The following is a 24532-nucleotide window of genomic DNA, read 5'->3' as shown; positions in this document are numbered from 1 at the left end:
TGCGTTCGTGTAATGCGCCGATGGAAGCTCTCAGAGCTTTCCGGCCCGCTGCTGGATCATCATGAACGTATCGAAAGTGTATTCCGAAAGCTGCATCCAGAGATAGGCGTCGCGTTTGAAGGCGGTCTGGTCGTCGTAGATCTTCTTGAAATACTGGTTGGTGCCCGAGATTTCGCTGTAGATGCCAATTGCCGCCTGAAAGCAGGCTTCCATGATTTCCTGGCTGAACGGGCGCAGCGTCGCGCCTTCGGCAACGAGCTGCTTCAGCGCGGTCGGGTTCTTCGTGTCGTATTTCGCCAGCATGTTGGTGTTGGCGAAAGCGCAGGCATCGGTCAGCGCCGCCTGATAATGCTTCGGCAGATTGCTCCATTTTTCGAGATTGAAGAATCCATGCACCGTCGGGCCGCCCTCCCACCAGCCGGGATAATAATAATACTTCGCCACCTTGTGGAAGCCGAGCTTCAGATCGTCATAGGGACCGACGAATTCCGCCGCATCGATCGTGCCTTTTTCCAGCGCCGGATAGATGTCGCCGCCGGCAATTTGCTGCGGGATGACGCCGACCTTCTCCATGACGCGGCCGGCAAGGCCGGCGATGCGCATCTTGACGCCCTTGAGATCATCTAGCGTATTGATTTCCTTGCGGAACCAGCCGCCCATTTGCGCACCGGTATTGCCGGCCGGCAGCGCATACATACCCTGTGTGGCATAAAATTCATTCATCAGCTTATTGCCGTTGCCCTCGTAATACCAGGCATTGGTCAGGCGGCTGTTCAGGCCAAACGGAATGGCCGTTCCGATGGCATAGGTCGGGTCCTTGCCGACGAAATAATAGGAGGTCGTATGGGCAGCCTCGACCGTACCGGCGGCAACCGCATCGACGGCCTGCAGGCCGGGCACGATTTCACCGGCAGCAAAAGGCTGGATCGTGAAATTGCCGTCTGTCGCCGCGGCGACATGTTTGGCGATATCCTCGGCGCCGCCATAGATCGTATCCAAGCTCTTCGGAAACGACGACGTCATGCGCCACGCAATCTTCGGATTCTCCTGCGCGATCGCAGGCGCGGCCAATGCCGTTGCGGCCACCGCGCCGGCACCGGCGGTTCCCGCCTTCTTGAAAAACGAACGACGATCCATCAAAAACCTCCCGTATAGATGGCACTGCGCGGGCAATCTTCACCCCTATCCGCAGCGAGGGGAAGCTAAGCATGGCGAGAGCCGCGATTCAAGCGTTAGTCTGTTAGCCTTTGGCATCAAGACGGCAATAGGACAACGGGCACGCATCCATCAAAATCAGCGGCTTAGCAGCGAACCCGGAGCCGCGGCAGCGCTTCCGCCGCATTTTGGTCACCTGACACAGCCAAGCGTTGACTTGACCGCCGTTCTGGCGGCAAAACGATGTGCAGAAAGATTTTATCGGGGCTGATATGACGAAACCAATCGTTGCTATTCCTGCAGATATCCGCAGCTTCGACGGCGCGACCTGGCACGCCGTACAACATCAGTACCTCAGTGCCGCATTGACTGCGGCCGGCGTTATGGCCTTCATCATCCCCGCCTTCGAGGAGGGCTACGATACCGACGCGATCCTCGACCGTGTCGATGGCCTCTTGGTTTCCGGCTCGGCCAGCAACGTGCATCCTTCGCTCTACGGTGCCGATGCCAGCGATAGGGACGGTCCCTTCGACCTCGCCCGCGACGCCACCAGCCTGCCGCTCATCCGCCGCGCCATCGACCGCGCCATTCCGCTGCTCGCCATCTGCCGTGGCATCCAGGAGCTTAATGTCGCGCTCGGCGGCTCGCTGGCAAGCGAGATCCAGGAGCAGCCGGGCATCTCAGACCACCGCCGGCCGGAAGGCGTCGACCGCGACGGCATGTACGCCATTCGCCAGAGCGTCTACGTCAAGGAAGGCTCCTGCATCGCAGGCATTCTCGGCCCGGGCGAGGTCCGCGTGAATTCGTTGCACCGACAGGCAATCGCCAGAACCGCACCGCGGCTGCAGGTGGAGGCAAGCGCCGAGGACGGCACGGTGGAGGCCGTTTCCGTCATCGACGCCAAGGCCTTTGCCGTTGGAGTGCAATGGCATCCGGAATACTGGGCCGAAACCGACAGGCCTTCGAACAAGCTGTTTGCCGCTTTCGGCGACGCCGTCCGCGCCTACGCCGCCGCCGCCAAGCTCCCGCTCATCCCCGCGAAGGCGACCGCCTGACGGTGCGGCGCCGGCGCGCTATCAGCCCGCCGAGCGTTGAGCAGCAACCATCAATGGTGATCGTCGTCCTCGTCGTCATGCTCGTGCTTGAGCCAGGTGCAGAGCTCCGCCGGTAGCAGTTTCTCATAGGCGTCGTCGCTGCCGACGAACTCCCCAAGATCCTTGACGCTGACGAAGCCGACATTCGGAAATTGCTCGGCCGCGCTGCGCAAGAAGTCGAAACGCTCGTCACCGACACCGACCATGACATAGTAGATCTGCGATTCGGCATGCTCGGCCTTCTGCAGCAGGGCCCAGGCTGCATCTCTGTCGGCATTCTCGCCATCGGTGAGGAAGTAATTGATCGCCGGAATGCCCGACCGTGTCTCCTCGCCGAATGTATCGCGGCTCATGCCGAAGATCATGCCGAGCAAGCCGCCAGCCGCCTCCTCTTCCATCAAACCGTACGTCATCAGGTTCGAGCGGATGACCGGTCCGTAATCCGTGCCACCCCAAAGTACGGCTTTCAGCGCATCGTTGCCGATGATTTCACGCTCGACGTAACCCTCGTAATTTTTGGCGGTGGCCGGTGCGATCGATGCCATCCTCTCCTGATTGGAAAACACCCAAGTATCGATACGCCCGTCGTCATCGAAATAAAGAGCGACGGGAAGAATACGCTCGAGCGCAGCCTGGACCACACCAGATTTGAAAAGGTCGGTCATCGAGCCCGAGACATCGATGTTGATGCCGACCTGGGCGGGAATGCGCTCGTGAATGCCTTGTTTCTGAAGGACGAAGCCGACGCGTCGAACTTCTTCCTCGGGCTTGTGCAGTTTGAATGTCGTCATTATCATCCCTCCGATCTGAGTTTTCCAAGAATGCGCGCATGAATGTCGCGAAGCAGTGATCTGATGCCAGCCTGCGCTGGCGGTTGCGCGCTTCGGGCCGCCGTCAGCGCCGCGGAATAGGCTGCATGCCAGGCAGGCAGGTCCTCGTGCAACAGGCCATCGCCAGCGTGTCCGAGCGCGTCCACGTGCCGCGCGAGCCCGGCAACGGTATGCGTGCTCATCTCGATCGTGGCCTTCGTCGCCGACAGGCTGGCAATCCTCGTCTCGATCGCGTCGGCTTGCGAGGTGTAATGCGCCTGCCGTTCGCGATCGGAAAACTGAACTCCGCCGATATGATCGACCAGGAAGCGCGCCGCCAGGATGTGTGCGGCGAGATCACGGCCGAGCGCCGCATAGGCCTTGCCGATGGCGCGAAGCCGTTTTGCGACCGCAACGATTTCGGGCGCAAGCGCATCGAGCTCCTTCGCCAGGGCCTGCACGTCGGGATAAAGCTGCAGAAAGAGGCTGTCGGGATCGCGCGGAGCCGCCAGCGCCTTGATTGCCTTCAAGACGCCGCCGCGAACGGCAAACACACGGTCTGGATCCAGATCGCCGAGACGCTGGAGCAGTTCGGCGCTAAGACGCCTTCCCATCGCCAAGGCTTCGCTGTCGGCAAGCGCGAGTTCGCTTTCGGCAAGCCTGCCATGCTCTGTCTGAAGGCGGGCGCCGAAGCGCACGACGTCGTCGAAATAATGATCGTCGAGATTGGTGCCGTCGACGATGCGCAACGCTGCCGTCGCGACCGATGCGGCAGCGCCGGGATCGATCTTCAGGAACGCCTCCACGCTGCAGGGAATGCGCCGGCGAATTTCCCCGGCGCCGAGAACACGCGGCTTGTCACCCTTGAGCATCGGCGGTCGCGGCGAACCGAATAGGACTTTCGGCTGGGTGGATTGTCCGGGAGGTTGGGCAACGTCAGGCGAGGCGCTTTTTGGAAAAAGCACCTTGGGCAACCGGCCCGGCTCCTTTCCCGGCGGTCCATCTGCCTTGCCGCTCATCAAACGAGGCCCCCGTTCAGTTGAAATAAGCCTGGATGACGTCGCCAAGCCCGGCATTCGATCCTGCACCGACGGCATGGAATCGCCAGGATCCGTCCGGCTGCTTCAGGAAGGAAGCCACCTGTATCGTCGTCTTGCCGGCAAATTCGGCGGTGAGCTGGTAGCGGCAAAGCTCGTCATCCATCGCGTCACAAACTTCGATATAGGCGTTCTTGACCTTGCCGAAATCCTGTTTCTTGCGCTCCGCATCATGAATCGTCGCCCAGACGGCAAGCTCGGAAACCTCGTCCGGCAGCTTCGCCAGCACGATCTTGAACTCCTCGCGGAAACCCTCGTCATGGTGGCCGCCGCCATGATCGTCATCGTCGCCGTCCTCATCGGGTTCCGACCCTTTGACCAGGCCGCCGCGCCCGGTCCGGTCGTCGCGTTCGTGCCACATCGAGCCGTCATCCGTCTGGAAGGAACCGTCGGCATTCTTGCTCAAAGACCCTTCCGGATTGCTGGAACTGCGCACGAAAGCATAGCAGAGTGCATGCGAGCCTTCATTGTAGAGCCGCGCGCGGTTCGCATCGCCACCGGGATGGACCAGCGCAAAACAATGCACGTCGAGATCAAAGGCCGGCCCCGAACCTTCGGGCGGATCCCAAACAAGTCCCGAATGGACGAGCTGGATCTCCTTCTGGATCTGGAATGATTGCCCCTTGTTGAGCTTGAAAGTTGCCATGCGCTGTCTTTCTCCTGAAGTCTCAGATCGGACGATCGGTCACGATTTGCCGGGCTTGTTCGAGTTTGGCGCGGGCGGCGGCATAACGTTCCTTGTTTCGCTCGCCTTCGGCGACCACCTTGTCGGCGATATTGCGCAGCCGCTGCGCGGTGCCGAGCACCAGATCGGCATCGGCAAGCCGGGTCTCGCCGGCCGCCCTGACCGAATTGACCGAAACATCCTCCAGCACCTCGGATCCATAGTGCTGCAGCGACGCGCGCAGTTCACGTCGCATCGTGTTCATCTGCTGGATCGACTGCATTTGGAAGAGCGCGTGCAGGCGGATCAGCATCGATTTGATGTCGTTGAATTCCGCATTGGCCGAGGTGACGGTATCTGCAAGGGTGGCAAGCGCTGCACCCCGGGCAATGCCGATCGAGTCGAGGTCGGCCGGCGCCTTGGCATAGGCGGTTTCAAGAACGAGGACCCGGTTCTGGAAGATATCGCGCTTCTGCGAGAAGTCGCGGGCTTCCTGCACCTTGAGCGGATCGCCGGAAGCCGCCTCTTCCGTCAACCGGTCGAGCTCGCGGCCGGCATCGGCAAGGATGCGTCTTCCGGCCTCGACGAAAACGCCGAGAGACACGATCGTATCGCGATATCCCTCGGCCAGCGTGCTCATGCGCGACACTTCGAGAATGAGCTTGCCGCTCTCCTCCTCGATCTCAGCCTCCATCGGCCTGACCAGATCTCCGAGGGATTTGGCCTTGCTCTGCAGCATGCCGCGAACCTCGTCCGTCACCGATTTGAGGCGCTTGGCGGGGTCGCCGAGACCGACGGCCGTCAACAGGCGTTCGAGGAAATTGCCCTTCAGCTTCTCGCGGATGCTTGCTTCGAGCCCTTTGAGATCGGCGTCATTGATGCCGTCCCGGATCGTCCGGAACAATTCGAACAGCACCGGCGACTGCGCATTGGTGATCTGGGAAAGGATGGCATCGAGCTTGGCGCCGAAGCCGCCGATGGCTTCCTGGCCGAAGGTAATCAAATGATGCGGCTCGACCGTTGCCAGCCTGTACCGCTCTGCGAGGTCGCCGACCTCGCCGGCTTTCTCCGGCGGAAGAACGACCGTCACCACGGCCGGCAGGCCGCCGGTCGAAAGCGCGGGCATCAAGCCCGGGCTGGTCTCGAGGCTCTTCGTGTTCGACGCACTTGGCTCCGACATGCCGTCAATCCCCTTTGTTCGGCCTTTATCCTGCAGCCCGCCGGCGCAATTCCCAAACGCACGGAAAGGTTGAGAATCTTAGTTGTAAAATCGGCGAGAATGTAACCGACGGCATCGCACTGGGCAACATATCATCCACGAACCACAGTCGATTTGGCAGCGCTGTATACCTCGCATAAATCAACTTCTATGCGGCGCGCCTAGCCCTTTTGCGGCGTCTCCGACACCGGCGTCAGCGCTGCACCTTTCTCGAACCAGGCAATGAGATTGTCGGCGACCAGATCGGCCATCGCATTGCGCGTCGGCACCGATGCGGAAGCGACATGCGGCAAGAGCACGGCATTGGTCGGCTCCAACAGGTCACCCGGCACAGTCGGCTCTTCATAAAAGACATCGAGGCCGGCCGCCCCGAGAGCCCCGGAGGCAAGCGCCGCGCTCAACGCCGCCTCGTCCACCGTCCAGCCGCGGCCGACATTGACGAGAATGCCGTTCGGGCCGAGTGCTGCCAGAATATCGGCGTCGATCGTCTTATGCGTCTGCGGCGTCTTCGGAACGATGGCGATGAGCGTGTCCACCGCTTCCGCTAGCCCCTTCAGCGTCAGGTGATAATCGTAGGGTGCATCGGCATGTCGCGACCGTGTGTGGTAACTGATCTTCACCTTGAACGGCTCCAGCCGCTTGGCGATCTCAAGCCCGATGCGGCCAAGGCCATAAAGCCCGACATGACGGCCCTTGAGCGAGAAGCGCGACAGCGGATAGGTCGCGCCCGGCTTCCAGTTGCCCGCACGCAGCCAGGCTTCGGCCCGCGGCAACTCGCGAACGGTATTGAGCAGCAGGCCGATCGCCGTATCGGCGACCTCGTCGTTCAGCACATCAGGCGTGTTGGTGACGACGATGCCTTTCTCGGCGGCTTGTTTCACATCGACGCCGTCGTAGCCGACACCGAAATTGGCGATCACCTCGACATGCGGCAGCTGGTCGATCCAGGCGCCGGGGAACGGGCCGGAGACAGCGACACCGCGGATGCGGCCGGCAGTCCCGTCGTCGAGGGCAAGCCTTTCCTCCCGGGCGACGGCGATGATCTCAAAACGATCCTTCAGCCTTTCGAGAACACGCTCGTGTATCTTCCCGGGAACGAGAATGGCGATGCGGGACATGGCTTTTCCTCTTGGATGACCGTCTTGGTTCAGGCGCGGGGCCGATGAGGGCTGGTGGACTGACGAATGCGCATTTCCGGTTTAATCAGATGCATGCCGTCGGGCTCGTGGCTGCCGGCAAGGCGATCGAGCAGCGCCCGCGCCGCCAGGCGACCGACCTCGGTCTGGCCGTTCCAGACGGTCGTCAGCGCCGGGGTGGCGATCGATGCCTCCTCAAGATCGTCGTAACCGGTGACGGAGATGTCGCGTCCCGGCACCAGGCCGGCGCGCGCAATGCCGTTCATCAGGCCGATCGCCACGAGATCGTTCCAGCAGACGGCGGCCGTCGGCTTCTGTGGCAACGAGAGGAAATGCACGGCGGCTTCGAAACCGCCCTGCTTCGAGCGCGGGCCGGGAATGCGCAGGTTCGGATCGACCTCGATGCCGGCCTTGCGCAGCGCATTGACGTAACCCTGGTAGCGGTCGCGGCCGGTGGATGTCTGGTCCGTGCCGCCGATCATCGCAATCGAGCGGTGGCCGAGGCCGATCAGGTGGTTGGTGGCAAGCGAAATACCATAGCTGTCATCGCCGCGATAGGTCGGCAGGTCTTGGCCCTCCATCGAGCGCGCAACCAGGATCGCCGGCATGCCATTGTCTTCCGCCAGTTGCACGTCCTCAGGCGGCGTGCCGATCGCCGGTGACATGATGACGCCGTCGCCGCCGAGTTGCAGGAGCGTCTCGATGAAGGTGCGCTGCTTCTCGACATTGTCGTAATGATTGGAAAGGATGAAGGTGTGGCGGCTGCGATCGAGCTCGCTTTCGATCGCCTTCAGGATCTCCCCGTAGAAGGGGTTCATAATGTCGTGCACGACGACGCCGATGATGCCGGAACGCGAGGTGCGAAGGCTGGCAGCGCGGCGATTGTAGATATAGCCGAGCGCGCGCGCCTGTTCCTTGATCTTGTCCCGCGTATTGCTGGCGACGAGCGGACTGTCGCGTAAGGCAAGCGATACGGTCGCCGTTGAAATGCCGAGCGTTTCGGCGATCGTCGAAAGCTTGATCTTCTGGACCACGTGTCCTCCTCCAGGCAGCACGCAAGCAGCAAGAGCCGCCGGAAAACCGGCGTGGCCCTTAAAATGTTTAATTAAAAGATTTAATCGGTGGAAGCAATTCGTCTTTCTGCGAAATTTCAGTCTTCATCCGGATCTTCGATATGAAGAGCTTCGGCCTGCAGATTGGCATCGATCGCCTTCAGCAGGCGGACGAGATTGCGGATTTCCTTTTCGGAGAATTCCAGCGTCGCCAGCCTGTCGCAGGCCGCGGCCGCCATCTCGATCCCCTCCACGCTGCCACGGCCGAGCTCGGTGAGATAGACTTTGGTGAGGCGCGCATCCTCGGCGTCGGGCTTGCGCTCGAGGAAGCCCTGCGCCTCCATGCGGCCGATCGTGCGCGTCATCGTCGGCGCCTTGACGCCGAGTTTCTGGGCAAGGCCGCCGGCCGTCATGCCGTCGCTCTCGGCAAGCGAGTGGATGACGCCGTCCTGGCCGGCATAGAGCCCGCTTTCGAGAAGGTTGCGCGAAAGCACCGTGCGCATGGAGCGAGCCGCCTGGGTGAGCGCTGGAGAGAGGTCGACGAGCGTATACTCGGTCTTGTCCTTCTTCTTGGACTTGTGCTTCTTGCCGTCCTTCTGCTTCTTTCCCATAGCCATCCCTTTGATCTTTAAGCCTTGGCGCCGCTGCGATATGACATTGCCCAGGATCTCGTCATAAACAAGAGGCAACGACTGGATGATGACGCCTTCGCCCCGTTTCGAAGACAGCGACCCGGCCTCTGCCGTTGACGTGCGTTGCCTGATCGCCGTGCTGCCGCTCGGCGCTCATGAACAGCACGGCCCGCATCTGCCCTTCGAAACCGACACGCTGATTGCCGAAGGCATCGCCAGGCGATTGAGGATGGCCCTACCGGCTGGCCTTCCCGTCACATTCCTGCCCGCCGAATCCGTCAGCTATTCCATAGAGCATATGAATGTTGAAGGAACGAAGACGCTTGCCTTCGGCGAAGCGGTGGACCGCTGGCTCGGAATCGCCGAAGGCTTGGCGAAGCAGGGCATCCGCAAACTGGTGATGTTGAACGCTCATGGCGGCAATTCGCCCATCATGACCATTGTCGCGACCGAGGCGCGGGTTCGCTTTGCCATGCTGGCGGTGGCGACGAGCTGGACCCGCTTCGGCCTGCCCGATGGCGTCATCCCGCCGGAGGAAAAGGCGGTCGGCATCCACGGCGGCGATATCGAGACCTCGGTGATGCTGGCGCTTCATCCGGGCAGGGTGGATATGACGAAAGCGGCGGATTTCCCTTCGCGACAGAGCGAATTTGCCAGGCGTTTCAAGCATCTGCGCGCCTATGGGCCGCACGCATTCGGCTGGAAGATGTCGGATCTCAACGCAGAAGGCGTGGTGGGCAACGCCGCGGCGGCGACAGCTGAAAAGGGCGAGGCGCTGATTGCGCATGCGGTCAAGGGACTGGTGGAACTGCTGGAAGATGTCGATGCCTTCGATGTCACGCAGCTCCGGTGAATGGGTCATCTGGGCCGGACGGATGATGTGATCTTATAACATTATAAAACCCTTTGAACTGCCGCGCCCATGCCATTATATGAGACCAACCGTTCAAGCAGCCGATCTGAAGCTACTCGGCCGCAAGCCTAATCCTAGAGGTTCTCATGACCGACGCGATTCCCACCCAGAAGCCTATTCCCGTTACCGTGCTCACCGGATATCTCGGCGCCGGCAAGACGACCTTGCTCAACCGCATCCTTTCCGAAAACCACGGCAAGAAATATGCGGTCATCGTCAATGAGTTCGGCGAAATCGGCATCGACAACGACCTGATCGTCGAGTCGGACGAAGAAATCTACGAGATGAACAACGGCTGCGTCTGTTGCACAGTGCGCGGCGACCTGATCCGCGTCGTCGAAGGGCTGATGCGCCGTCCCGGCCGCTTCGACGGCATCATCGTCGAAACGACCGGTCTTGCCGATCCGGTGCCGGTCGCCCAGACCTTCTTCATGGACGATGATGTGCGCGCCAAGACCGAGCTCGACGCCGTCATCGCCCTGGTTGACGCCAAGCACCTGCCGCTGCGTCTGAAGGACAGCCGCGAGGCCGAAGACCAGATCGCCTTCGCCGACGTCGTCGTCATCAACAAGACCGACCTCGTGACTCCTGAAGAACTTGCTGTGATCGAGGACATCGTCCGCGCCATCAACCCGGCCGCCCGCGTCTATAAGACCAGCCGCTCCGGCGTCGACCTCGCTCGTGTGCTCGATCAGGGCGCCTTCAACCTGGAGCGCGCGCTCGAAAACGATCCGCATTTCCTCGAGCACGGCCATGACGACCATGTCTGCGGCCCGGATTGCGATCACGACCACCATCATCACGATCATGATCACCACGGGCACGAGCATCATCACCATGGCGCCATGTCGGCGATCCATGATGTGACGGTGCAGTCGGTATCGCTGCGCGGCGGCGAGATGAACGCGGAGCGCTTCTTCCCCTGGATCCAGAAGATCACCCAGACGCAGGGACCGAACATTCTCCGCCTCAAGGGCATCATCGCCTTCAAGGATGATCCCGAGCGGTACGTCGTCCAAGGCGTGCACATGATCATCGAAGGTGATCACCAGCGGCCGTGGAAGGAAGGCGAAAAGCACGAGAGCCGTCTCGTCTTCATTGGCCGCGATCTCGACCGCGAGAAGCTCGAAGCCTCCTTCAAGGCCTGCGAGGCAGCCGCCTGATGCCGACAGTTGCACCGCTTGATCTCGACGGCCACGTTCTGGCCGTCGAATTTTTAGGTGATGTCCCCTTCTTCGCCAGCGCCAACGGCACGTTTCACCGGCTGGACGGCGGCGACAGGGTTTCTGAAGCCCATCAGGGCATGCTCACCGCCATCCGCGATCCCTATAGCGAGAGCCTGATTTCGGGCGGCGAGGATGGCAAGGTGCTGCGCATTTCAGCCGACGGCAGCGTCAGCGAACTCGCCACCGCGCCGCGCAAGTGGATCTCGCAGGTCGCGGCCGGCCCGCAAGGGGCCATTGCCTATTCCTACGGCAAAAGTTCGCTCGTGCGCCTTGCCGACGGGACGACCAAGGAATTTGCAGAGGAGCGCACGGTCGAGGGCCTTGCCTTTGCGCCGAAGGGCCTGCGCATCGCGGCCGCGCGGTATAACGGCGTGTCGCTGCACTGGATCGGCACGACCGCCAAACCAGTCGATCTCGAATGGAAGGGTGCGCATACCGGCGTCACCTTTTCGCCGGACGGTAATTTCCTCGTCACTTCGATGCAGGAAAACGCGCTTCACGGCTGGAAACTCGACAGCAAGCCGGGCTCCGAAGCCCGCCACATGCGCATGACCGGCTACCCCGCCAAGGTCAAATCGCTCTCCTGGTCGGTCAAGGGCAAATGGCTCGCCTCGTCTGGCGCGCCGGCCGCCATCGTCTGGCCCTTCCAGGGCAAGGACGGGCCGATGGGCAAGGCGCCGCTCGAACTCGGCACTCGCGCCAATATCATGGCAACCGCGGTGAAATTCCATCCGCTCGAAGATATCCTCGCCATCGGCTTCATCGACGGCATGATTCTGGCCGTCCGCATCGCCGACAGCAAGGAGGCGCTGTTGCGCCGCCCCGGCAAAGGCGCCGTCACAGCGATGAGCTGGAGCAAGAACGGCAAGCTGCTCGCCTTCGCTTCCGAAGCCGGCGACTGCGGCGTCATCGATATTTCGGCTTGACGCACATTGGCGGCAACGGACGATATCCTATCGGGCCTGAAGTCGTGACGCTCACCGCCGACCACATGCAAGCCGTAGCCGGAATCAGGCGTGTCTCCCTGCGGCAACGACTGCCTTGGCTGCCGGATCTTCATACGCCCGAAGAGGAAGAACAGTACTGGCGCATGCATCTGCTGCCGAATTGCACGATCCTTGGCGCCGCCTTGGAAAACCGGCTCGTCGGTGTCATCGCCTATGGCGACGGCTGGATAGAGCAGCTTTACGTTCTCCCGGATTTCCAGGGTTTGGGCACCGGCTCTCTGCTCCTCGGCTGTGCCAAGCAGGAAATGGACAAGATCAGGCTCTGGCCGTTTCAGCGCAATACCGGCGCACGGGCGTTCTAGGTACGACACGGTTTTGCCGCCGAGGAGGAGACCGACGGTACTGATAATGAGGAAAGAGAGCCGGATGTGCTCTATTATTGGCGCAGGCTTCCGGAGCTGATGCCCGGCCTGCAACCGTCTGGCGGCTAGAATAACGGACTAACGCCGCAAAGTGGCGGGCATGCCAAATGTCTTGGCTGGCCAAATATGTGCCCCGCGCAGGCGGCGTCTTGCGCCGCCTCGGACAGAGGAAACGGGAATGTCGAAATCGACCGACCTCGGTTTGGCCGAGCAACAGTCGCAGCCTTCGGACGGCGCATCCGTCTGGGCCGTCATCCGCGCCGAGGCAGTTGCGCTTGCCGGACGCGAGCCGATTTTGCAGCAATTGCTTGCGGTGCAAATAACCAATGCTGCAGGCAACAAAGAAATCATCGCCCATGTGCTGGCCGCGCGGCTGTCCGCGACGCAGGTGGCAACTGGCGATCTGTTCGATCTCATCCTGTCCATGCTTGATGATGATATCATGCGGAAGATCGAGGCGGATCTTGTTGCCGTGCGTGAGCGCGATCCGGCCTGCACGACATTTCTGCACGCGCTCCTGAACCTCAAGGGGTTTCATGCGCTGCAGACCCACCGCATCGCCCACGCGCTCTGGAACGCCGGCCGACCGGAGATCGCCAGCTGGCTCGCCAATCTCGCCTCGCTAGTCTTCGGCCCGGATATCCATCCGGCCGCGCGGATCGGCGCTTCCATCATGCTTGATCACGGCTCGGGCATCGTCATCGGCGAAACGGCGGTGATCGAGGATGAGGTATCGATCCTGCAGAATGTCACGCTCGGCGGCACCGGCAAGGAGACTGGCGATCGCCACCCGAAAATCCGCCACGGCGTGATGATCGGCGCGGGCGCCAAGATCCTCGGCAATATCGAAATCGGCGCCTTCAGCAAGGTCGCCGCCGGCAGCGTCGTGCTGAAGCCGGTTCCGGAGCATTGCACGGTCGCCGGCGTGCCGGCAACGCTCGTGCGCGTCCACCGCGCCGACGAAATCCCGGCCGAGACGATGGACCAGAATATCTAGGATCACTTTGAGATGGGCGAGTTCGCGCCGTTCCTACGCGGCTTGGTGCGTTTCTCCGAAGGCTTCGACCCGGTTGCGGCCTTCGCGTTTCGAACGATAGAGTGCCTCATCCGCCTTCTGAATCAGCCTTTCAAAATCTCCGCCGTTTTGCCCACACGCGGCAACGCCGATACTCAGGGTCGGAAAGACGGCCAGATCGGGGCACTGCATCACGGCGGCGGCGAAGGCGAGACGGATGCGATCGGCAATCACCATAGCATCTTCGAGGGAGACATTTTTCAGCACGGCAAGAAACTCATCGCCGCCTTGACGGGCGAGCAGATCGTCCGAGCGCATGATGCCTCTCGAAACGCTGGCGAAAAGCCGCAGGATATCGTCGCCGGCGGCGTGGCCATGCCGGTCGTTCAACTGCTTGAAATGGTCGATATCGATGATGAGCAGCGATACCGGCTGCGAACCGAGAGTAGGCAGATGCTGGGCAAGGCCACCGCGATTGAGCGCGCCGGTCAGCGGGTCGCGGTGGGCGAGTTCAGTCAGCTGATTTCGGCTGCGCTCGGCGGCCATCAGCACCATGGCCATGCTGCGAAGCATGATGAAAGCAACCGCCGATACCGCCATCCAGCTATGGACCACACTGCTGCCGAATGGATCCGGCCCGCCGATTTCGCCGGTCGCCGCAAGAAGACTGCGAACCGCAAAGATCGAGGCAGTGCAAACATACAGGCCGACAAGCAGGGCTGCCGAATACAGCCTCTCGCACCGGGCAATACGGATTGCCTCCCTTGCGACGGCAAGGTCGCAGAGGCAGCAAATGACGGAGACATAGAGAAGCCTCGCCGACACTGCCGAAGGATCTCTGACAATAAGTGCGACAGGCACGCTGACGAGAACGATGGCAAGCCAGAAATAGCGCTGCTCGAGCGCTCGTCCCGAAAAGACGCGCACGGCAAAGAACATCAGCATGTAGCCGGCGATGGTCACCACGTTACCGCCGTCGATCGAGACGGAGTAGGGAACGAGATTGCGCAAGGCGACGAGGAAAGAACCGAGGCCGACAAGAATGTTGCTCAGGCCCCACCACAGCGGCCACCTCTCGAAGCGGCCGGTCGCATAGGCTGCAAGCTGGAGCATGCCCTGCACGAAGCAGCTCACGGCCACAATGAAATAGATTGTCCTGAGATCCAGCAGCATGACGCTTTCCCGAAATTCTCGGGGAACGTACAGGAAGCGTTTTGCGGTTTGATTGGGGGCTTCGCTAAAAGTTTAACGATTACGGGTTTTTCCCTGCTGCAGGCGATTGTGTTGGCATCTTCACAGGGCATCCCGGTAACCATGCGCCGCGGTACCCAAAAGAATAATCCGCGCCGCAATCACGGCAGGCCCGCCTGCCTCCATGATCAAACGGCGCGGATATTGCCGGCTAGGCGGAACGAGTCCGACCCGACCGGCTGTTGCTTCAGGCTGCGCGGCGAACCGGCGCGCCAGCCAGCATGCGCCCCGAGGGGACGATCATGCCGGCCGCGCCGTCGAGCCAGCCTTCCGTCAACTCGAGCGCCAGAAAGCGCGAGCGTTCGAACGGACCCGGCATGACAAGATGGCGAGCCTTCTCGGCAAAAAAGCCGAAACGCTCGTAATAGGCAGCATCGCCGACGAGCAGGACGGCGCCATGTCCGCGCTTCTTGGCTTCGAGGATCGCCGCGCGCATCAGCGCCGAACCGATGCCCTTGCCGCCGAGATGGGGCGCAACGGCGAGCGGACCGAGCAGCAGCGCATTAATCGGCGTGCCCTCGTCATTGACGCCGGCCTCGATGTTCCAGAGCCGCACCGAGCCGATGACATGGCCGTCGCGATCGCGCGCGACCAGCGCCAGGCCTTCGGCCGGAATGCGGTTGCGGCGGATCTTTTCCGACGACTTCTTGCGGCGATCGGCGCCCATGACGCGGTCGAGCAAGGTCTCGCGGGCTACGACATCCGAGGGATTTTCGGCGTCGATGGCAAAAGTGGTAGGCGCAAAGAATGCGCGGACAGAATCAAGAACAGCGGCCATCTTGGCCTCCCGTACCCAATACCGTTATCAGCGGCGATGAAGGAAAATTGTGAATTTGCCGCCCCGGCTGGTTACGGGGCCGGCGGAAACGATCTTAGATGACGTAGGCCTTCAGCGGCTCGAAACCGTTGAAAGCGACGGCCGAATAGGTCGTCGTATAGGCGCCGGTGCCTTCGATCAGGACCTCGTCGCCGATCGAAAGGGAGATCGGCAGCGGATAGAGGTTCTTCTCGTAGAGCACGTCGGCCGAATCGCAGGTCGGGCCGGCGATGACGCAGGGCTCCATCTCGTCGCCGTCGTGATCCGTGCGGATCGGATAGCGGATGGCTTCGTCCATCGTCTCGGCGAGACCGCCGAACTTGCCGATGTCGAGGAATACCCAGCGGGCATCGTCATTGTCCGACTTCTTCGAAATCAGCACGACTTCCGCCTTGATGACGCCGGCATTGCCGACCATGCCGCGGCCCGGCTCGATGATCGTCTGCGGGATCTGGTTGCCGAAATGCGTTCGCAGTGCCTGGTAGATCGACTTGCCGTAAGCTTCTGCGGACGGAACGTCGCGCAGGTACTTGGTCGGGAAGCCGCCGCCCATGTTGACCATCTGCAGGTGGATGCCCTGCTTGGCAAGCGATACGAAGACGCGCTTGGCATCAGCAAGCGCCGAATCCCAGGCATCGACCTTGGTCATCTGCGAACCGACATGGAACGAGACGCCGTAGGACTGCAGGCCAAGCTGATGGGCGTAGACGAGAACGTCGACAGCCATCTGCGGGACGCAGCCGAACTTGCGCGACAGCGGCCATTCGGCGCCTTCGCCATCCGTCAGCACGCGGCAGAAGACACGGGCGCCGGGAGCAGCGCGCGAGATCTTCTCGACTTCCTCGTGGCTGTCGACAGCAAAGAGGCTGACGCCGAGCGCATGCGCGCGGGCAACGTCGCGTTCCTTCTTGATCGTATTGCCAAAGGAGATGCGAGCGGCTGTCGCACCGGCTTCGAGCGCCATTTCGATTTCGGCAACGGATGCGCAATCGAAATTGGAGCCGAGGCCTGCAAGCAGCTTCAGCACTTCGGGGGCCGGGTTGGCCTTGACGGCGTAGTAGATGGCGCTGTCCGGCATTGCGTGACGGAAAGCGTGGAAATTGTCACTGATGACGTCGAGGTCAACCACGAGGCAGGGACCGTCGGGACGTCGGGTTGCGAGAAAGTCGCGGATGCGCTGGGTGGTCATATCGATTCCCTCTTCCAGTTCCAGAGCTCCGGCATGAACCGGAGGACAAAGGGCATACGAGAACCCGCATTGGAACCAGCCGGTGGAGACCCCGGAACCATAGCAAGCGCTCGATGCGCAGATAGTGAACCAACGCCGCCATGCGGTGTAAGTTCGGCTTTGTCTGCCATGGATTGGAGGGAGAATCCCAACCGCACTTCCGGCAATGATGGTGTGCCTCTTCAGTAACCCCCGCTGATGGAAAGCAGGGAGAGAACAAAAAGGCCCGCACCGTCGTTGCTTCAGGCGTCCTCGCATTTTCCGGTTGGCCGGAATAGCGACTGGAGGGGTTAATTCCAGGTACCTTACCGATTTCCTCACCAATTCGAGGGTTCGGCGGACACCCATGGGCACGTGCGACTTTGGGCTGATGTGGAAATAAGAATATTCGCCTTCATAATCAAGCGATTTTTTGATCGCGGGGCCAAAAAAATAATTGAACAAAACGAGCCGATTTGTTCAACATTCCGAAACAGCGTAAGGGACGTCCATGGATACCTTGACTCGCATACGTGCTTTCATCGATGTCGTCGAAGCCGAAGGCTTTTCCGCCGCCGCGCGGCGCACCGGCCGCTCCAAGGCGCTGCTCTCCAAATATGTGCGCGAGTTGGAGGATGAGCTCGGCGCGCTGCTCCTCAACCGCACCACCCGGCAGTTCTCCATGACCGAGGCCGGCCATACCTATTACCGCACCGCCTCCGATATCCTCAAGGAGATCGACAACCTCGCCGATCTCGTGCGCGAAAACAATGCGCAACTCAAAGGACGGCTTCGCATCTCAGTGCCGCGCACCTTCGTCGATGCCGATGTTGGCCAGTCGCTGATCGATTTTGCCAAGGAGAATCCGGACCTTTCGCTGGAGATCGCCGCCGACGACCGGTTTGTCGATCTGATCGAGGAAGGCTTCGACGTGGCGATCCGCATCACCAAGCTCGAGGATTCCGGCATGATCGCCCGCAAGATCTCCGATTTCCGGATCCATCTTTGCGCCACGCCGGAATTTCTCGAGCGCTATCCCAACATCGAGCATCCCACCGATATTTCCAACGTCCCCTTCATCGTCGATACCAATGCGCGCACCCAGGCGAGCATCCGCTTCCACAACCCCGACAACACCTCGTTCGCCGTCGCCGTTTCCGGGCCGATAGAGGTCAACAGTCCGCATGCGACATTGCGCGCCGCGCTCACCGGCATCGGTATTGCCTTCATCCCGGATTTCATCGCTCGCAAGCCAATCGAGAGCGGTGAACTGGTCACACTGTTCAATGACTATATCCCGACCGACCGCGGCATCTATGCCGTATATCCGCACCGCCGCTACCTGCCGGCCAAGGTGAGGATCTTCGTCGACTACCTCAACAACTGGTTCAAGAAACATCCGTAGCGCCGCCCTTGCGGATGCGACATCGCGACCCGCGGCCATCTGAATCCAGTAGGGAATCCGGTCCCAATTCCGTCCCAATTTCTGGCAAGAAGTCAGGGTCACCGAACAGGGCAGCGGGATAGATGAGATATTCGACGATACTGATGGCCGCGCTTGCTTCACTGGCGCCGGCCGCCGCCCTTGCCCATCCACACATCTTCGTGGAGGCCCGCCTCGAGGTCGTGGCCGACAAGGATGGCAACATCGAGGAACTGCGCAACGTCTGGCGCTTCGACGAAGTCTTCTCTTCCTCAGTGGTCATGGATTTCGACAAGAACACCGACCTGAAGCTGGAGCCGAACGAACTCGCGGCGGTCGGGAAAACGGTGAAGCAGTCGCTTTCCGAATACGATTATTACATGAACCTGACCATCAACGGGAAGAACATCACCGTTCAAAAGCCCGACATCATCCATGTCGACTATAAGGACGGCCAGCTCCTGATGTTCTTCGCGGTCAAGCCGGCGGAGAAGATGCCGCTTAAGGGCAGGCTCACCTTTGGCGTCTACGACCCGACGCTCTACACCTCAATCGACTTTCCCACCGACGACGAACTGGCAATCGTCGGCGACGGCTTCAAGGCCTGCAAGCGTCAGGTGGTGCGACCCGATGCCGACCAGGTGATCTCGCAGAACAAGCAGTCGCTGACGGACGCCTTCTTCAATGATCCCACCGGCACCAACATGTCCAAGCTCTTCGCCACCCGGCTGGAGGTCACATGCTGACAAAACGCCTGCCCTTCATCTTTTCCGCCGCTGCCTTGACGCTCCTGACGGCGGCAAGCCTTGTCCATGCGCAATCGCCGCTCGGCATCGGCACGGCGGAGCCGAGCTTTCAGCCGACCGGCGGGCCGCTCGCACCGCTCTTGCTCTATGTGAACTATGAGCAGCAGGCCTTCTACCGGGCGCTGACCGGCGCATTAAAGGGCATGCGCCAAGACCCGTGGCAGCTAACATCGCTGATCGGCCTCTCCTTCGCCTATGGCGTCTTCCATGCCGCTGGCCCCGGCCACGGCAAGGCGGTCATCTCCTCCTACATGATCGCCAACGAGATCGAGCTGAAACGCGGCGTGGTGATTTCCTTCATTTCGGCTTTCGTCCAGGGCGTGGTGGCAGTGGCGCTGGTTGGCGGCGCCTGGCTGGTGCTGCGCGGCACCGGCATCACATTGACGGCGGCGACCCATGCGATGGAGATCGCAAGCTTCGTCATGGTCATCCTCTTCGGCGGCTGGCTGCTATTTCGCAAACTGCGCTCGATGGCGGGCAACATGCCGCGCCGCCGTCTGGTGGCGACGCCAGCCGGTCCGGTCAGCATAATGCTCGATTGGAAGGACAATGCAGCCGAACGCCAGGCCTATGCCTTCAACGGCAAGGCGCAGCCTGTCGACGCGGGCCATACCTTCGTTCCCGGCATGGCCTGCGAAACCTGCGGCAATGCCCATGTGCCTGATCCGGCCCTGCTCGCCGGCGACAGGTTCAGCGCCCGCGAGGCCTGGTCGGCGATTGTCGCCGTCGGTCTTCGCCCCTGCTCCGGCGCATTGCTGGTGATGACCTTCTCGATGCTGAACGGGCTCTATCTCGGCGGCGTGCTGTCGGTCGCCGCCATGTCGCTAGGCACGGCGATTACCGTTTCGCTGCTTGCCACGCTTGCAGTAACCGCCAAGAGTGCCGCTGTGCGCCTCTCCGGGCGCGGCTCGACCGCCTCGATCTGGATCGGCAATGCCATCGAAATCCTCGGCGCCGTGCTCGTCATGCTGATGGGCGCCCTGCTGCTCGCGGCATCGCTGCAGGGATAGGCCTACTTTCCCCTGCTCCGCTGATAGCGCGCTCGTAGCCAGAAGACCGCGAAAAACGCCAGGATCAGGCAGGCGCCGACTGCGATGCCGAGCGTCGGCGAGAAATTGCCGATCCACAGAACGATGCTTGGCAGGAAATAGATGACCAGGCCGGCGCCGAACAGGATGGCGGCGGCGGCAATGGCCTGCGAGCGGCTCTCCGGGCTCACGCGAGCCTTTCCTTTTCCAGATCGGCACGAATATCCTGCAGGCGGCGGATCTGGTTGCCGGCCGCGTCGAAATTTTCCGGCGAAAGCCAGGTTTCGAAGGCATCGTTGATCAGCGGCCATTCCGTGTCGATCATCGAGAACCAGGCAGTGTCACGGTTGCGACGCTTGGAGATCATGTGCTGGCGGAAGACCCCTTCGAAGCTGAAGCCGTAACGGGCGGCCGTCGTCTTGCTCGCCTCGTTGTTATTGTCGCATTTCCATTCGTAGCGGCGGTAGCCGAGATTCTCGAAGACATGCTTGGCCATCAGATAATGCACTTCGGTCGACAGCGGCGAACGCTTCATCTCAGGCCCATGCGCTACCCCGCCGATTTCGACCACGCCGTTTGCCGGGTCGGCGCGCATGTAGTTCGCCATCCCCAGAATCTTGCCGGTGGCATTGTCGCGGAAGATATGGGTGAGCCAGCCGGACTTGGTATAGACGGTTTCCAGCCAGTTAGCGAAATCCTCGATACCGGAAAAGTCGTCTTGAGCAAAATAGAGAAGCAACGGGTTGATGCCCATGCCGCCAAGCCCGTCCCACAGCGCTTCGAGATGTTCGGCGCGCCGATAGGGTTCGACGGTGACGAAACGGCCCTTCAGTGTGACCGGCTTCGGCGCCGGACAGCCCTTGAAATTTGCAAGATCGCGCATGTTCACTCCCCTTTATCCGAAGAGTGGATAGGCCAGCCGCCCGACAAAGGCAACCGGCCGACTTGTTACTGTGACCCAATCACTGGGACCCCATCACCGGGACCCCATCACTGGGACAAGGTAACCTTGGCGGAGGCGACCGTCGCCTCGATATGATCGACCAACTGGTCGGCAAGGCCGAGCCTGCCGGCAAGCAGATCGAGATAACCGCGCTCGGCGCGCGAATCCGGCTCGATGGTGAGCCGCGAGGCGGTGTAGAGTTCGACGCGCTGTTCTTCCGTCGTCGCGGCGGCCACCAGCGCATCGATATCGGTCGGCGACGCAAGTTCGCGCTCGATAAAGGCGGCGGCTTCGCCGCTGACATCGGCAGCCTTGACCTTGTCCATGATCAGGGCGCGTTCGGCATCGTCGATATGGCCGTCGGCCTTGGCCGCGGCGATCATCGCGCGGATCAGCACCAGCACGAATTCATTGCTGCCGGCTGGTGACGTCGGCCCGAAACCGGATTCGACAGGCGGCGGCAGGAGAACCGGATTGTTTGCCGAGGGTGCATCCGAAGGGGCTGCGGGCGCTTGCCCCGCCTGGTAATTCTTGTAGGCCTGATAGCCGAGGCCGGCAATGGCGGCAAGCCCGCCGATCGCCAGTGCATTGCCGGCAATACCGCGGCCGGTCTTGGTGCCGAGAAGCGCGGCGGCGATCGCACCGGTCGCCAGCGGGTTGTTCCTGGCCGTCTGGACCGCATCACCCGCCCTGTCGCGGACCGAACCGCCGAGACCCGGCACCTGCGAACCCAAGAACTGGTCGAGAAGCTTCCTTGCGTCGAACATTCCTCGTCATCTCCCTGTTTGAGGCTGGAAGCGTACATAGGTTTGCGACGGCTGGAATACAAATATGGGGTTGAGCGGGGTTGTAGCGTGACGCTCCCCGCCGCCTACCGACCTCAGGCCTTCAGCGCCGCCGCTTCTGCCGCGAGCTTGGTGATCCCCGCCCAGTCGCCGGCTGCGACCAGCTCCTTCGGCGCCACCCAGGAGCCGCCGACGCAGATGACGTTCGGCAGCGAGAGATAGTCATTGGCGTTCTTCAGCGAAATGCCGCCGGTCGGGCAGAACAGCGTGCCGGCAAGCGGCGAAGAGAGCGCTTTCAGCAAGGCCGCGCCACCGGCCTGCTCCGCCGGGAAGAACTTCAGCACCTGGTAGCCTTCTTCGCGTAACGCCATGACTTCGCTGGCGGTCGCAGCGCCGGGAAGCAGCGGCACATCGGAATCGGCAGCGGCATCAAGCAGTTCCTGCGTCGTGCCCGGGCTGACGATGAATTTCGAACCGGCCTCGACGGCGGCTTCCCAATGAGCGGCATTGAGGATCGTGCCGGCGCCGACTTCGGCGCCCTCGACCTCAGCGGCGACGGCGCGTACGGCCTCGAGTGCCGCCGGCGTGCGCATGGTGATCTCGATCGCCTTCAGACCGCCCGCAACGAGCGCGCGGGCCAGCGACACCGCCGATTTCACATCGTCGACGATCAAGACCGGAACGACAGGCTGGAGTTTCAGGATGGAAAGGAGCTTCTCTGTTTTCTCGCCCATGGTCGCGCGACCTCCTTGAAACGATTGAATTCGTCCCCGAATAACGCCCCCGTCGAACCTTGTCGAGATAAAACCAGACCACATGACAAGATGGGTAGGAAATGCGTGGAAATTGGTCTACCGTGCCGCAATCGTCACAAAAGGTTCACCGATATGGCGAAAGAGATCGAGCGGAAGTTTCTCGTACGCAGCGATGGATGGCGTTCCGCCGTCGAGACGAAGTCTGTCCTGAAGCAGGGTTATATCGCCTCGATGGACGATCGTTCCGTCCGCGTGCGTATCCTCGACGACAGGAAGGCGAAACTGACGATCAAGATCGGCCGCAGCGCCATCACCCGCGACGAATTCGAATACGACATCCCAATCGCCGATGCCAAAGAGCTTTTGCAGAACGCCATCGGCATCGTCATCGAGAAGACGCGCTACCGGGTTCCGCACGAAGGCTTCGTCTGGGAGGTCGATGTCTTTGCCGGCGAGCATCGTGGGCTGGTGATCGCCGAGGTGGAGATGACGGCGGAAACCGACGATCCGGCTCTGCCCGCCTGGCTCGGCCGCGAAGTGACCGGCGATTCCCGCTATTCCAACCAGGCCCTCGCCACAGAATATGGGCACGACAGGCATGGGCTATCGCATTCGGCCTGACGCCGATTTTACCGACGAGTTCCGCAGCGTCGCGACTGAGCAATTGGAACGCGCCGTCATGATTCTGGAGGAGCGGCCGGACGGCGCACATAAGGCGATCCATTCCTTCCGCAAGAATCTGAAACGATTGCGTTCGCTCTACCGCCTCGTGGCTCGCAAGGTGCCGGATTTTCAGAGCCTCGAAAACGCCAGGCTGCGCGATGCCGCGCAGTCGCTGTCTGCAATCCGCGACGCTGCCGCCCTCATCGGCACGGCGCAATATCTGCAGCATGCAGCCCGCGGGAACGAGGAGAGCGAGGCGCTCGTCCGTATCGTCACGATTCTCGAAGGCCGCCGTGACTGGATGGTGGAAGCCGAAAGCGGCCTGGAACGGCGGCTGAAGGAAACCTCCGACGTCCTGAAGGAGGCGATCACCGCCCTGGATGCAGTCTCCTTTGATGGCGGCCACCGCAAGAATGCCCGCATGCTGGCAAAGAGCTGGCGCCGCACCGCTGGGAAGGCCAAGGCAGCACTCGCAGCTTGCCACGGCGAGGCATCGGCCGACGATTTCCACGATCTGCGCAAACGCACCTACGACTATCAGCTTTATCACGGCCTTTTGCGCGACGTCTGGCCCGGCGCGATGAAGGCCAAGCGCGATGCGGCCAAGGAGCTCGCCGAGGATCTCGGCCACATTCACGATCTTGCCGTGCTCTCCGAACTGGTCGAGGCCGAGCCGCAGCTCTTCCCCCGCAATGACGACCTCGCCCATCTGCTCGACGCCATCATCTTTCGCCAGCAGGAGGACCGGCGACAAGCGCTTCTCAAAGCCAAAACCGTCTTCGCCGACGATCCCGACGAGGAAGCGCAACGCATCGAGCTTCTCTGGCTGACGGCCGACGGTTGAGAGGCTACGCCGGCGCATCTGAAATTTCCCAAGGTAAATCTATTGACCTCGACCAATCTTGAGGTCCTAGCCTCCGTTGGTCAAACAAGCAGAGCCCTGACCCGTGAGGAAGAAATGGCCGCCGAAAACGCCGCGATGCCAATGGTGCTCGGACTCTACGAGACCCATCTGACCGTTGCCGATCTCAAGACCTCCACCGATTTCTACCGCGATGTCGTCGGGCTCAAACCGGCGGCCTCATTCGAGGAGCGCAAAGTGGCTTTCCTCTGGGTAGACGACAGGAAGACCGGTATGCTTGGCCTCTGGGAAACCGGAACCGGCCCCCTGAAGATGCGGCTGCATATCGCCTTCCGCATGACCGCCGACGGCGTGCTGCAGGCGCCCGCCATACTCAAGGCAAAAGGTGTTGAGCCACTCGGCTTTACTGGTGAACCGGTGACGGAGCCGGTGGTTCTCGGGTGGATGCCGGCGCTGTCGATCTACTTCAAGGATCCGGACGGACACTCGATCGAGTTCATCAGCCTTCTCGACGACATCCCCGACCGAAGCTTCGGCGTGCGGCCGTTTTCCGAATGGCAGGCACGAGCATAGTCGTTCGACCGCCAAGGCCGCCAACCGGCGAAGGCAAT

At 61.4% G+C, this 24532-nt stretch carries 26 protein-coding genes and 1 pseudogene; 12 read left to right on the top strand and 15 right to left on the bottom strand.

Annotated features, from left to right (window positions below):
• Positions 1-30 precede the first annotated feature (30 nt).
• Positions 31-1137, bottom strand: a complete 1107-nt coding sequence (locus HJB82_RS19000) for a TRAP transporter substrate-binding protein (protein ID WP_207581813.1) — start codon at positions 1135-1137, stop codon at positions 31-33.
• A 290-nt stretch (positions 1138-1427) separates the two neighbouring features.
• Between HJB82_RS19000 and HJB82_RS18995 the strand changes: the two genes are divergently transcribed.
• Positions 1428-2210: a gamma-glutamyl-gamma-aminobutyrate hydrolase family protein gene (locus HJB82_RS18995; protein ID WP_207581814.1), complete on the top strand. Its 783-nt coding sequence runs from the start codon at positions 1428-1430 to the stop codon at positions 2208-2210.
• A gap of 50 nt (positions 2211-2260) precedes the next feature.
• Here HJB82_RS18995 and HJB82_RS18990 read toward each other — a convergent pair whose 3' ends face one another.
• The 7 genes from HJB82_RS18990 to HJB82_RS18960 form a co-directional block, all read right to left on the bottom strand.
• Positions 2261-3040 (bottom strand): VWA domain-containing protein, encoded by a 780-nt coding sequence (locus tag HJB82_RS18990; protein WP_207581815.1) that lies wholly within the window; start codon positions 3038-3040, stop codon positions 2261-2263.
• Positions 3041-3042: 2 nt separating this feature from the next.
• The gene (locus tag HJB82_RS18985; protein WP_259673969.1) at positions 3043-3930 is read right to left on the bottom strand and encodes a hypothetical protein; all 888 of its coding nucleotides are present in this window, start codon (positions 3928-3930) and stop codon (positions 3043-3045) included.
• Between the two features lie 163 nt (positions 3931-4093).
• A complete protein-coding gene (locus HJB82_RS18980; protein ID WP_221116618.1) occupies positions 4094-4801 on the bottom strand; it encodes a TerD family protein in 708 nt (235 codons plus the stop codon).
• Positions 4802-4823: 22 nt separating this feature from the next.
• Complete coding sequence (locus tag HJB82_RS18975) at positions 4824-5999, bottom strand: Toxic anion resistance protein (TelA) (RefSeq protein ID WP_221116617.1); 1176 nt, start codon at positions 5997-5999, stop codon at positions 4824-4826.
• Positions 6000-6199: 200 nt separating this feature from the next.
• Positions 6200-7156 carry a 2-hydroxyacid dehydrogenase gene (locus HJB82_RS18970; RefSeq protein WP_221116616.1) on the bottom strand — a complete coding sequence of 319 codons (957 nt, stop codon included), beginning with the start codon at positions 7154-7156 and terminating at the stop codon, positions 6200-6202.
• A gap of 29 nt (positions 7157-7185) precedes the next feature.
• Positions 7186-8208, bottom strand: a complete 1023-nt coding sequence (locus HJB82_RS18965; protein WP_007631775.1) for a LacI family DNA-binding transcriptional regulator — start codon at positions 8206-8208, stop codon at positions 7186-7188.
• A 116-nt stretch (positions 8209-8324) separates the two neighbouring features.
• Positions 8325-8837, bottom strand: coding sequence for a MarR family winged helix-turn-helix transcriptional regulator (locus HJB82_RS18960; RefSeq protein WP_221116639.1), 513 nt, complete (start codon positions 8835-8837; stop codon positions 8325-8327).
• 85 nt (positions 8838-8922) lie between these two features.
• Here HJB82_RS18960 and HJB82_RS18955 point away from each other — a divergent pair, with 85 nt between their 5' ends.
• From HJB82_RS18955 to cysE, 5 genes and pseudogenes are all read left to right on the top strand, one after another.
• On the top strand, positions 8923-9711 hold the full coding sequence (locus tag HJB82_RS18955; protein WP_221116615.1) for a creatininase family protein: 789 nt from the start codon (positions 8923-8925) through the stop codon (positions 9709-9711).
• A 146-nt stretch (positions 9712-9857) separates the two neighbouring features.
• Positions 9858-10934: a GTP-binding protein gene (locus HJB82_RS18950; protein WP_221116614.1), complete on the top strand. Its 1077-nt coding sequence runs from the start codon at positions 9858-9860 to the stop codon at positions 10932-10934.
• A complete protein-coding gene (locus HJB82_RS18945) occupies positions 10934-11923 on the top strand; it encodes a WD40 repeat domain-containing protein (protein WP_221116613.1) in 990 nt (329 codons plus the stop codon). Before HJB82_RS18950 ends, HJB82_RS18945 begins: the two co-directional genes overlap by 1 nt.
• Before the next feature lie 6 nt (positions 11924-11929).
• A pseudogene (locus HJB82_RS18940) lies at positions 11930-12435 on the top strand (GNAT family N-acetyltransferase).
• A gap of 109 nt (positions 12436-12544) precedes the next feature.
• Positions 12545-13363 (top strand): serine O-acetyltransferase, encoded by an 819-nt coding sequence (gene cysE / locus HJB82_RS18935; RefSeq protein ID WP_207581823.1) that lies wholly within the window; start codon positions 12545-12547, stop codon positions 13361-13363.
• A 33-nt stretch (positions 13364-13396) separates the two neighbouring features.
• On the opposite strand, the gene HJB82_RS18930 is transcribed toward cysE, so the two are convergent.
• The 3 genes from HJB82_RS18930 to odc2 form a co-directional block, all read right to left on the bottom strand.
• Positions 13397-14554, bottom strand: coding sequence for a GGDEF domain-containing protein (locus HJB82_RS18930; protein WP_207581824.1), 1158 nt, complete (start codon positions 14552-14554; stop codon positions 13397-13399).
• A 265-nt stretch (positions 14555-14819) separates the two neighbouring features.
• Positions 14820-15410 carry a GNAT family N-acetyltransferase gene (locus tag HJB82_RS18925; protein WP_221116611.1) on the bottom strand — a complete coding sequence of 197 codons (591 nt, stop codon included), beginning with the start codon at positions 15408-15410 and terminating at the stop codon, positions 14820-14822.
• Between the two features lie 94 nt (positions 15411-15504).
• Positions 15505-16638, bottom strand: coding sequence for an ornithine/lysine decarboxylase (gene odc2, locus HJB82_RS18920; protein WP_207581826.1), 1134 nt, complete (start codon positions 16636-16638; stop codon positions 15505-15507).
• 529 nt (positions 16639-17167) lie between these two features.
• On the opposite strand from odc2, the gene HJB82_RS18915 reads away from it, so the two are divergent.
• The 3 genes from HJB82_RS18915 (at position 17168) to HJB82_RS18905 (ending at position 19895) form a co-directional block, all read left to right on the top strand.
• Entirely contained in the window at positions 17168-18061 is an 894-nt protein-coding gene (locus HJB82_RS18915) for a LysR family transcriptional regulator (protein WP_207581827.1), read from the top strand.
• 122 nt (positions 18062-18183) lie between these two features.
• Positions 18184-18825, top strand: coding sequence for a DUF1007 family protein (locus HJB82_RS18910; RefSeq protein ID WP_207581828.1), 642 nt, complete (start codon positions 18184-18186; stop codon positions 18823-18825).
• A complete protein-coding gene (locus HJB82_RS18905; RefSeq protein ID WP_207581829.1) occupies positions 18819-19895 on the top strand; it encodes a nickel/cobalt transporter in 1077 nt (358 codons plus the stop codon). Before HJB82_RS18910 ends, HJB82_RS18905 begins: the two co-directional genes overlap by 7 nt.
• A gap of 2 nt (positions 19896-19897) precedes the next feature.
• On the opposite strand, the gene HJB82_RS18900 is transcribed toward HJB82_RS18905, so the two are convergent.
• The 4 genes from HJB82_RS18900 to HJB82_RS18885 all read right to left on the bottom strand — a co-directional run bounded on the left by HJB82_RS18900 (position 19898) and on the right by HJB82_RS18885 (position 22375).
• The gene (locus HJB82_RS18900; protein ID WP_207581830.1) at positions 19898-20104 is read right to left on the bottom strand and encodes a hypothetical protein; all 207 of its coding nucleotides are present in this window, start codon (positions 20102-20104) and stop codon (positions 19898-19900) included.
• Positions 20101-20796, bottom strand: a complete 696-nt coding sequence (locus HJB82_RS18895) for a GNAT family N-acetyltransferase (RefSeq protein WP_207581831.1) — start codon at positions 20794-20796, stop codon at positions 20101-20103. The genes HJB82_RS18900 and HJB82_RS18895 overlap by 4 nt, the downstream gene beginning before the upstream one ends.
• A gap of 107 nt (positions 20797-20903) precedes the next feature.
• The gene (locus HJB82_RS18890; protein WP_207581832.1) at positions 20904-21623 is read right to left on the bottom strand and encodes a tellurite resistance TerB family protein; all 720 of its coding nucleotides are present in this window, start codon (positions 21621-21623) and stop codon (positions 20904-20906) included.
• A 113-nt stretch (positions 21624-21736) separates the two neighbouring features.
• Positions 21737-22375 (bottom strand): 2-dehydro-3-deoxy-phosphogluconate aldolase, encoded by a 639-nt coding sequence (locus HJB82_RS18885; RefSeq protein ID WP_207581833.1) that lies wholly within the window; start codon positions 22373-22375, stop codon positions 21737-21739.
• Between the two features lie 153 nt (positions 22376-22528).
• Here HJB82_RS18885 and HJB82_RS18880 point away from each other — a divergent pair, with 153 nt between their 5' ends.
• The 3 genes from HJB82_RS18880 to HJB82_RS18870 all read left to right on the top strand — a co-directional run bounded on the left by HJB82_RS18880 (position 22529) and on the right by HJB82_RS18870 (position 24494).
• A complete protein-coding gene (locus HJB82_RS18880; RefSeq protein ID WP_221116605.1) occupies positions 22529-23017 on the top strand; it encodes a CYTH domain-containing protein in 489 nt (162 codons plus the stop codon).
• Complete coding sequence (locus tag HJB82_RS18875; RefSeq protein WP_207581835.1) at positions 22995-23903, top strand: CHAD domain-containing protein; 909 nt, start codon at positions 22995-22997, stop codon at positions 23901-23903. The genes HJB82_RS18880 and HJB82_RS18875 overlap by 23 nt, the downstream gene beginning before the upstream one ends.
• 114 nt (positions 23904-24017) lie before the next feature.
• Positions 24018-24494: a VOC family protein gene (locus tag HJB82_RS18870; RefSeq protein WP_221140982.1), complete on the top strand. Its 477-nt coding sequence runs from the start codon at positions 24018-24020 to the stop codon at positions 24492-24494.
• The last annotated feature ends 38 nt before the right edge of the window (positions 24495-24532 follow it).

Origin of the sequence: Rhizobium sp. NZLR10 (assembly GCF_019685125.1) — a bacterium.
Lineage (GTDB): Bacteria > Pseudomonadota > Alphaproteobacteria > Rhizobiales > Rhizobiaceae > Rhizobium.
This window is presented reverse-complemented; position numbering and strand designations above follow the sequence as displayed.

Bases quoted from the DNA above. Each gene is read 5' to 3' on its own strand.
- HJB82_RS18880 (WP_221116605.1), top strand. From the start codon at position 22,529: ATGGCGAAAGAGATCGAGCGGAAGTTTCTCGTACGCAGCGATGGATGG.
- HJB82_RS18955 (WP_221116615.1), top strand. From the start codon at position 8,923: ATGATGACGCCTTCGCCCCGTTTCGAAGACAGCGACCCGGCCTCTGCC.
- HJB82_RS18980 (WP_221116618.1), bottom strand. From the start codon at position 4,801: ATGGCAACTTTCAAGCTCAACAAGGGGCAATCATTCCAGATCCAGAAG.
- HJB82_RS18905 (WP_207581829.1), top strand. From the start codon at position 18,819: ATGCTGACAAAACGCCTGCCCTTCATCTTTTCCGCCGCTGCCTTGACG.
- HJB82_RS18975 (WP_221116617.1), bottom strand. From the start codon at position 5,999: ATGTCGGAGCCAAGTGCGTCGAACACGAAGAGCCTCGAGACCAGCCCG.
- HJB82_RS18885 (WP_207581833.1), bottom strand. From the start codon at position 22,375: ATGGGCGAGAAAACAGAGAAGCTCCTTTCCATCCTGAAACTCCAGCCT.
- HJB82_RS18960 (WP_221116639.1), bottom strand. From the start codon at position 8,837: ATGGGAAAGAAGCAGAAGGACGGCAAGAAGCACAAGTCCAAGAAGAAG.
- HJB82_RS18875 (WP_207581835.1), top strand. From the start codon at position 22,995: ATGGGCTATCGCATTCGGCCTGACGCCGATTTTACCGACGAGTTCCGC.
- HJB82_RS18890 (WP_207581832.1), bottom strand. From the start codon at position 21,623: ATGTTCGACGCAAGGAAGCTTCTCGACCAGTTCTTGGGTTCGCAGGTG.
- HJB82_RS18930 (WP_207581824.1), bottom strand. From the start codon at position 14,554: ATGCTGCTGGATCTCAGGACAATCTATTTCATTGTGGCCGTGAGCTGC.
- HJB82_RS18950 (WP_221116614.1), top strand. From the start codon at position 9,858: ATGACCGACGCGATTCCCACCCAGAAGCCTATTCCCGTTACCGTGCTC.
- HJB82_RS18945 (WP_221116613.1), top strand. From the start codon at position 10,934: ATGCCGACAGTTGCACCGCTTGATCTCGACGGCCACGTTCTGGCCGTC.
- HJB82_RS18925 (WP_221116611.1), bottom strand. From the start codon at position 15,410: ATGGCCGCTGTTCTTGATTCTGTCCGCGCATTCTTTGCGCCTACCACT.
- odc2 (WP_207581826.1), bottom strand. From the start codon at position 16,638: ATGACCACCCAGCGCATCCGCGACTTTCTCGCAACCCGACGTCCCGAC.
- HJB82_RS18870 (WP_221140982.1), top strand. From the start codon at position 24,018: ATGGCCGCCGAAAACGCCGCGATGCCAATGGTGCTCGGACTCTACGAG.
- HJB82_RS18970 (WP_221116616.1), bottom strand. From the start codon at position 7,156: ATGTCCCGCATCGCCATTCTCGTTCCCGGGAAGATACACGAGCGTGTT.
- HJB82_RS18985 (WP_259673969.1), bottom strand. From the start codon at position 3,930: ATGCTCAAGGGTGACAAGCCGCGTGTTCTCGGCGCCGGGGAAATTCGC.
- HJB82_RS18910 (WP_207581828.1), top strand. From the start codon at position 18,184: ATGAGATATTCGACGATACTGATGGCCGCGCTTGCTTCACTGGCGCCG.
- HJB82_RS18915 (WP_207581827.1), top strand. From the start codon at position 17,168: ATGGATACCTTGACTCGCATACGTGCTTTCATCGATGTCGTCGAAGCC.
- cysE (WP_207581823.1), top strand. From the start codon at position 12,545: ATGTCGAAATCGACCGACCTCGGTTTGGCCGAGCAACAGTCGCAGCCT.
- HJB82_RS18895 (WP_207581831.1), bottom strand. From the start codon at position 20,796: ATGCGCGATCTTGCAAATTTCAAGGGCTGTCCGGCGCCGAAGCCGGTC.
- HJB82_RS18990 (WP_207581815.1), bottom strand. From the start codon at position 3,040: ATGACGACATTCAAACTGCACAAGCCCGAGGAAGAAGTTCGACGCGTC.
- HJB82_RS18995 (WP_207581814.1), top strand. From the start codon at position 1,428: ATGACGAAACCAATCGTTGCTATTCCTGCAGATATCCGCAGCTTCGAC.
- HJB82_RS19000 (WP_207581813.1), bottom strand. From the start codon at position 1,137: ATGGATCGTCGTTCGTTTTTCAAGAAGGCGGGAACCGCCGGTGCCGGC.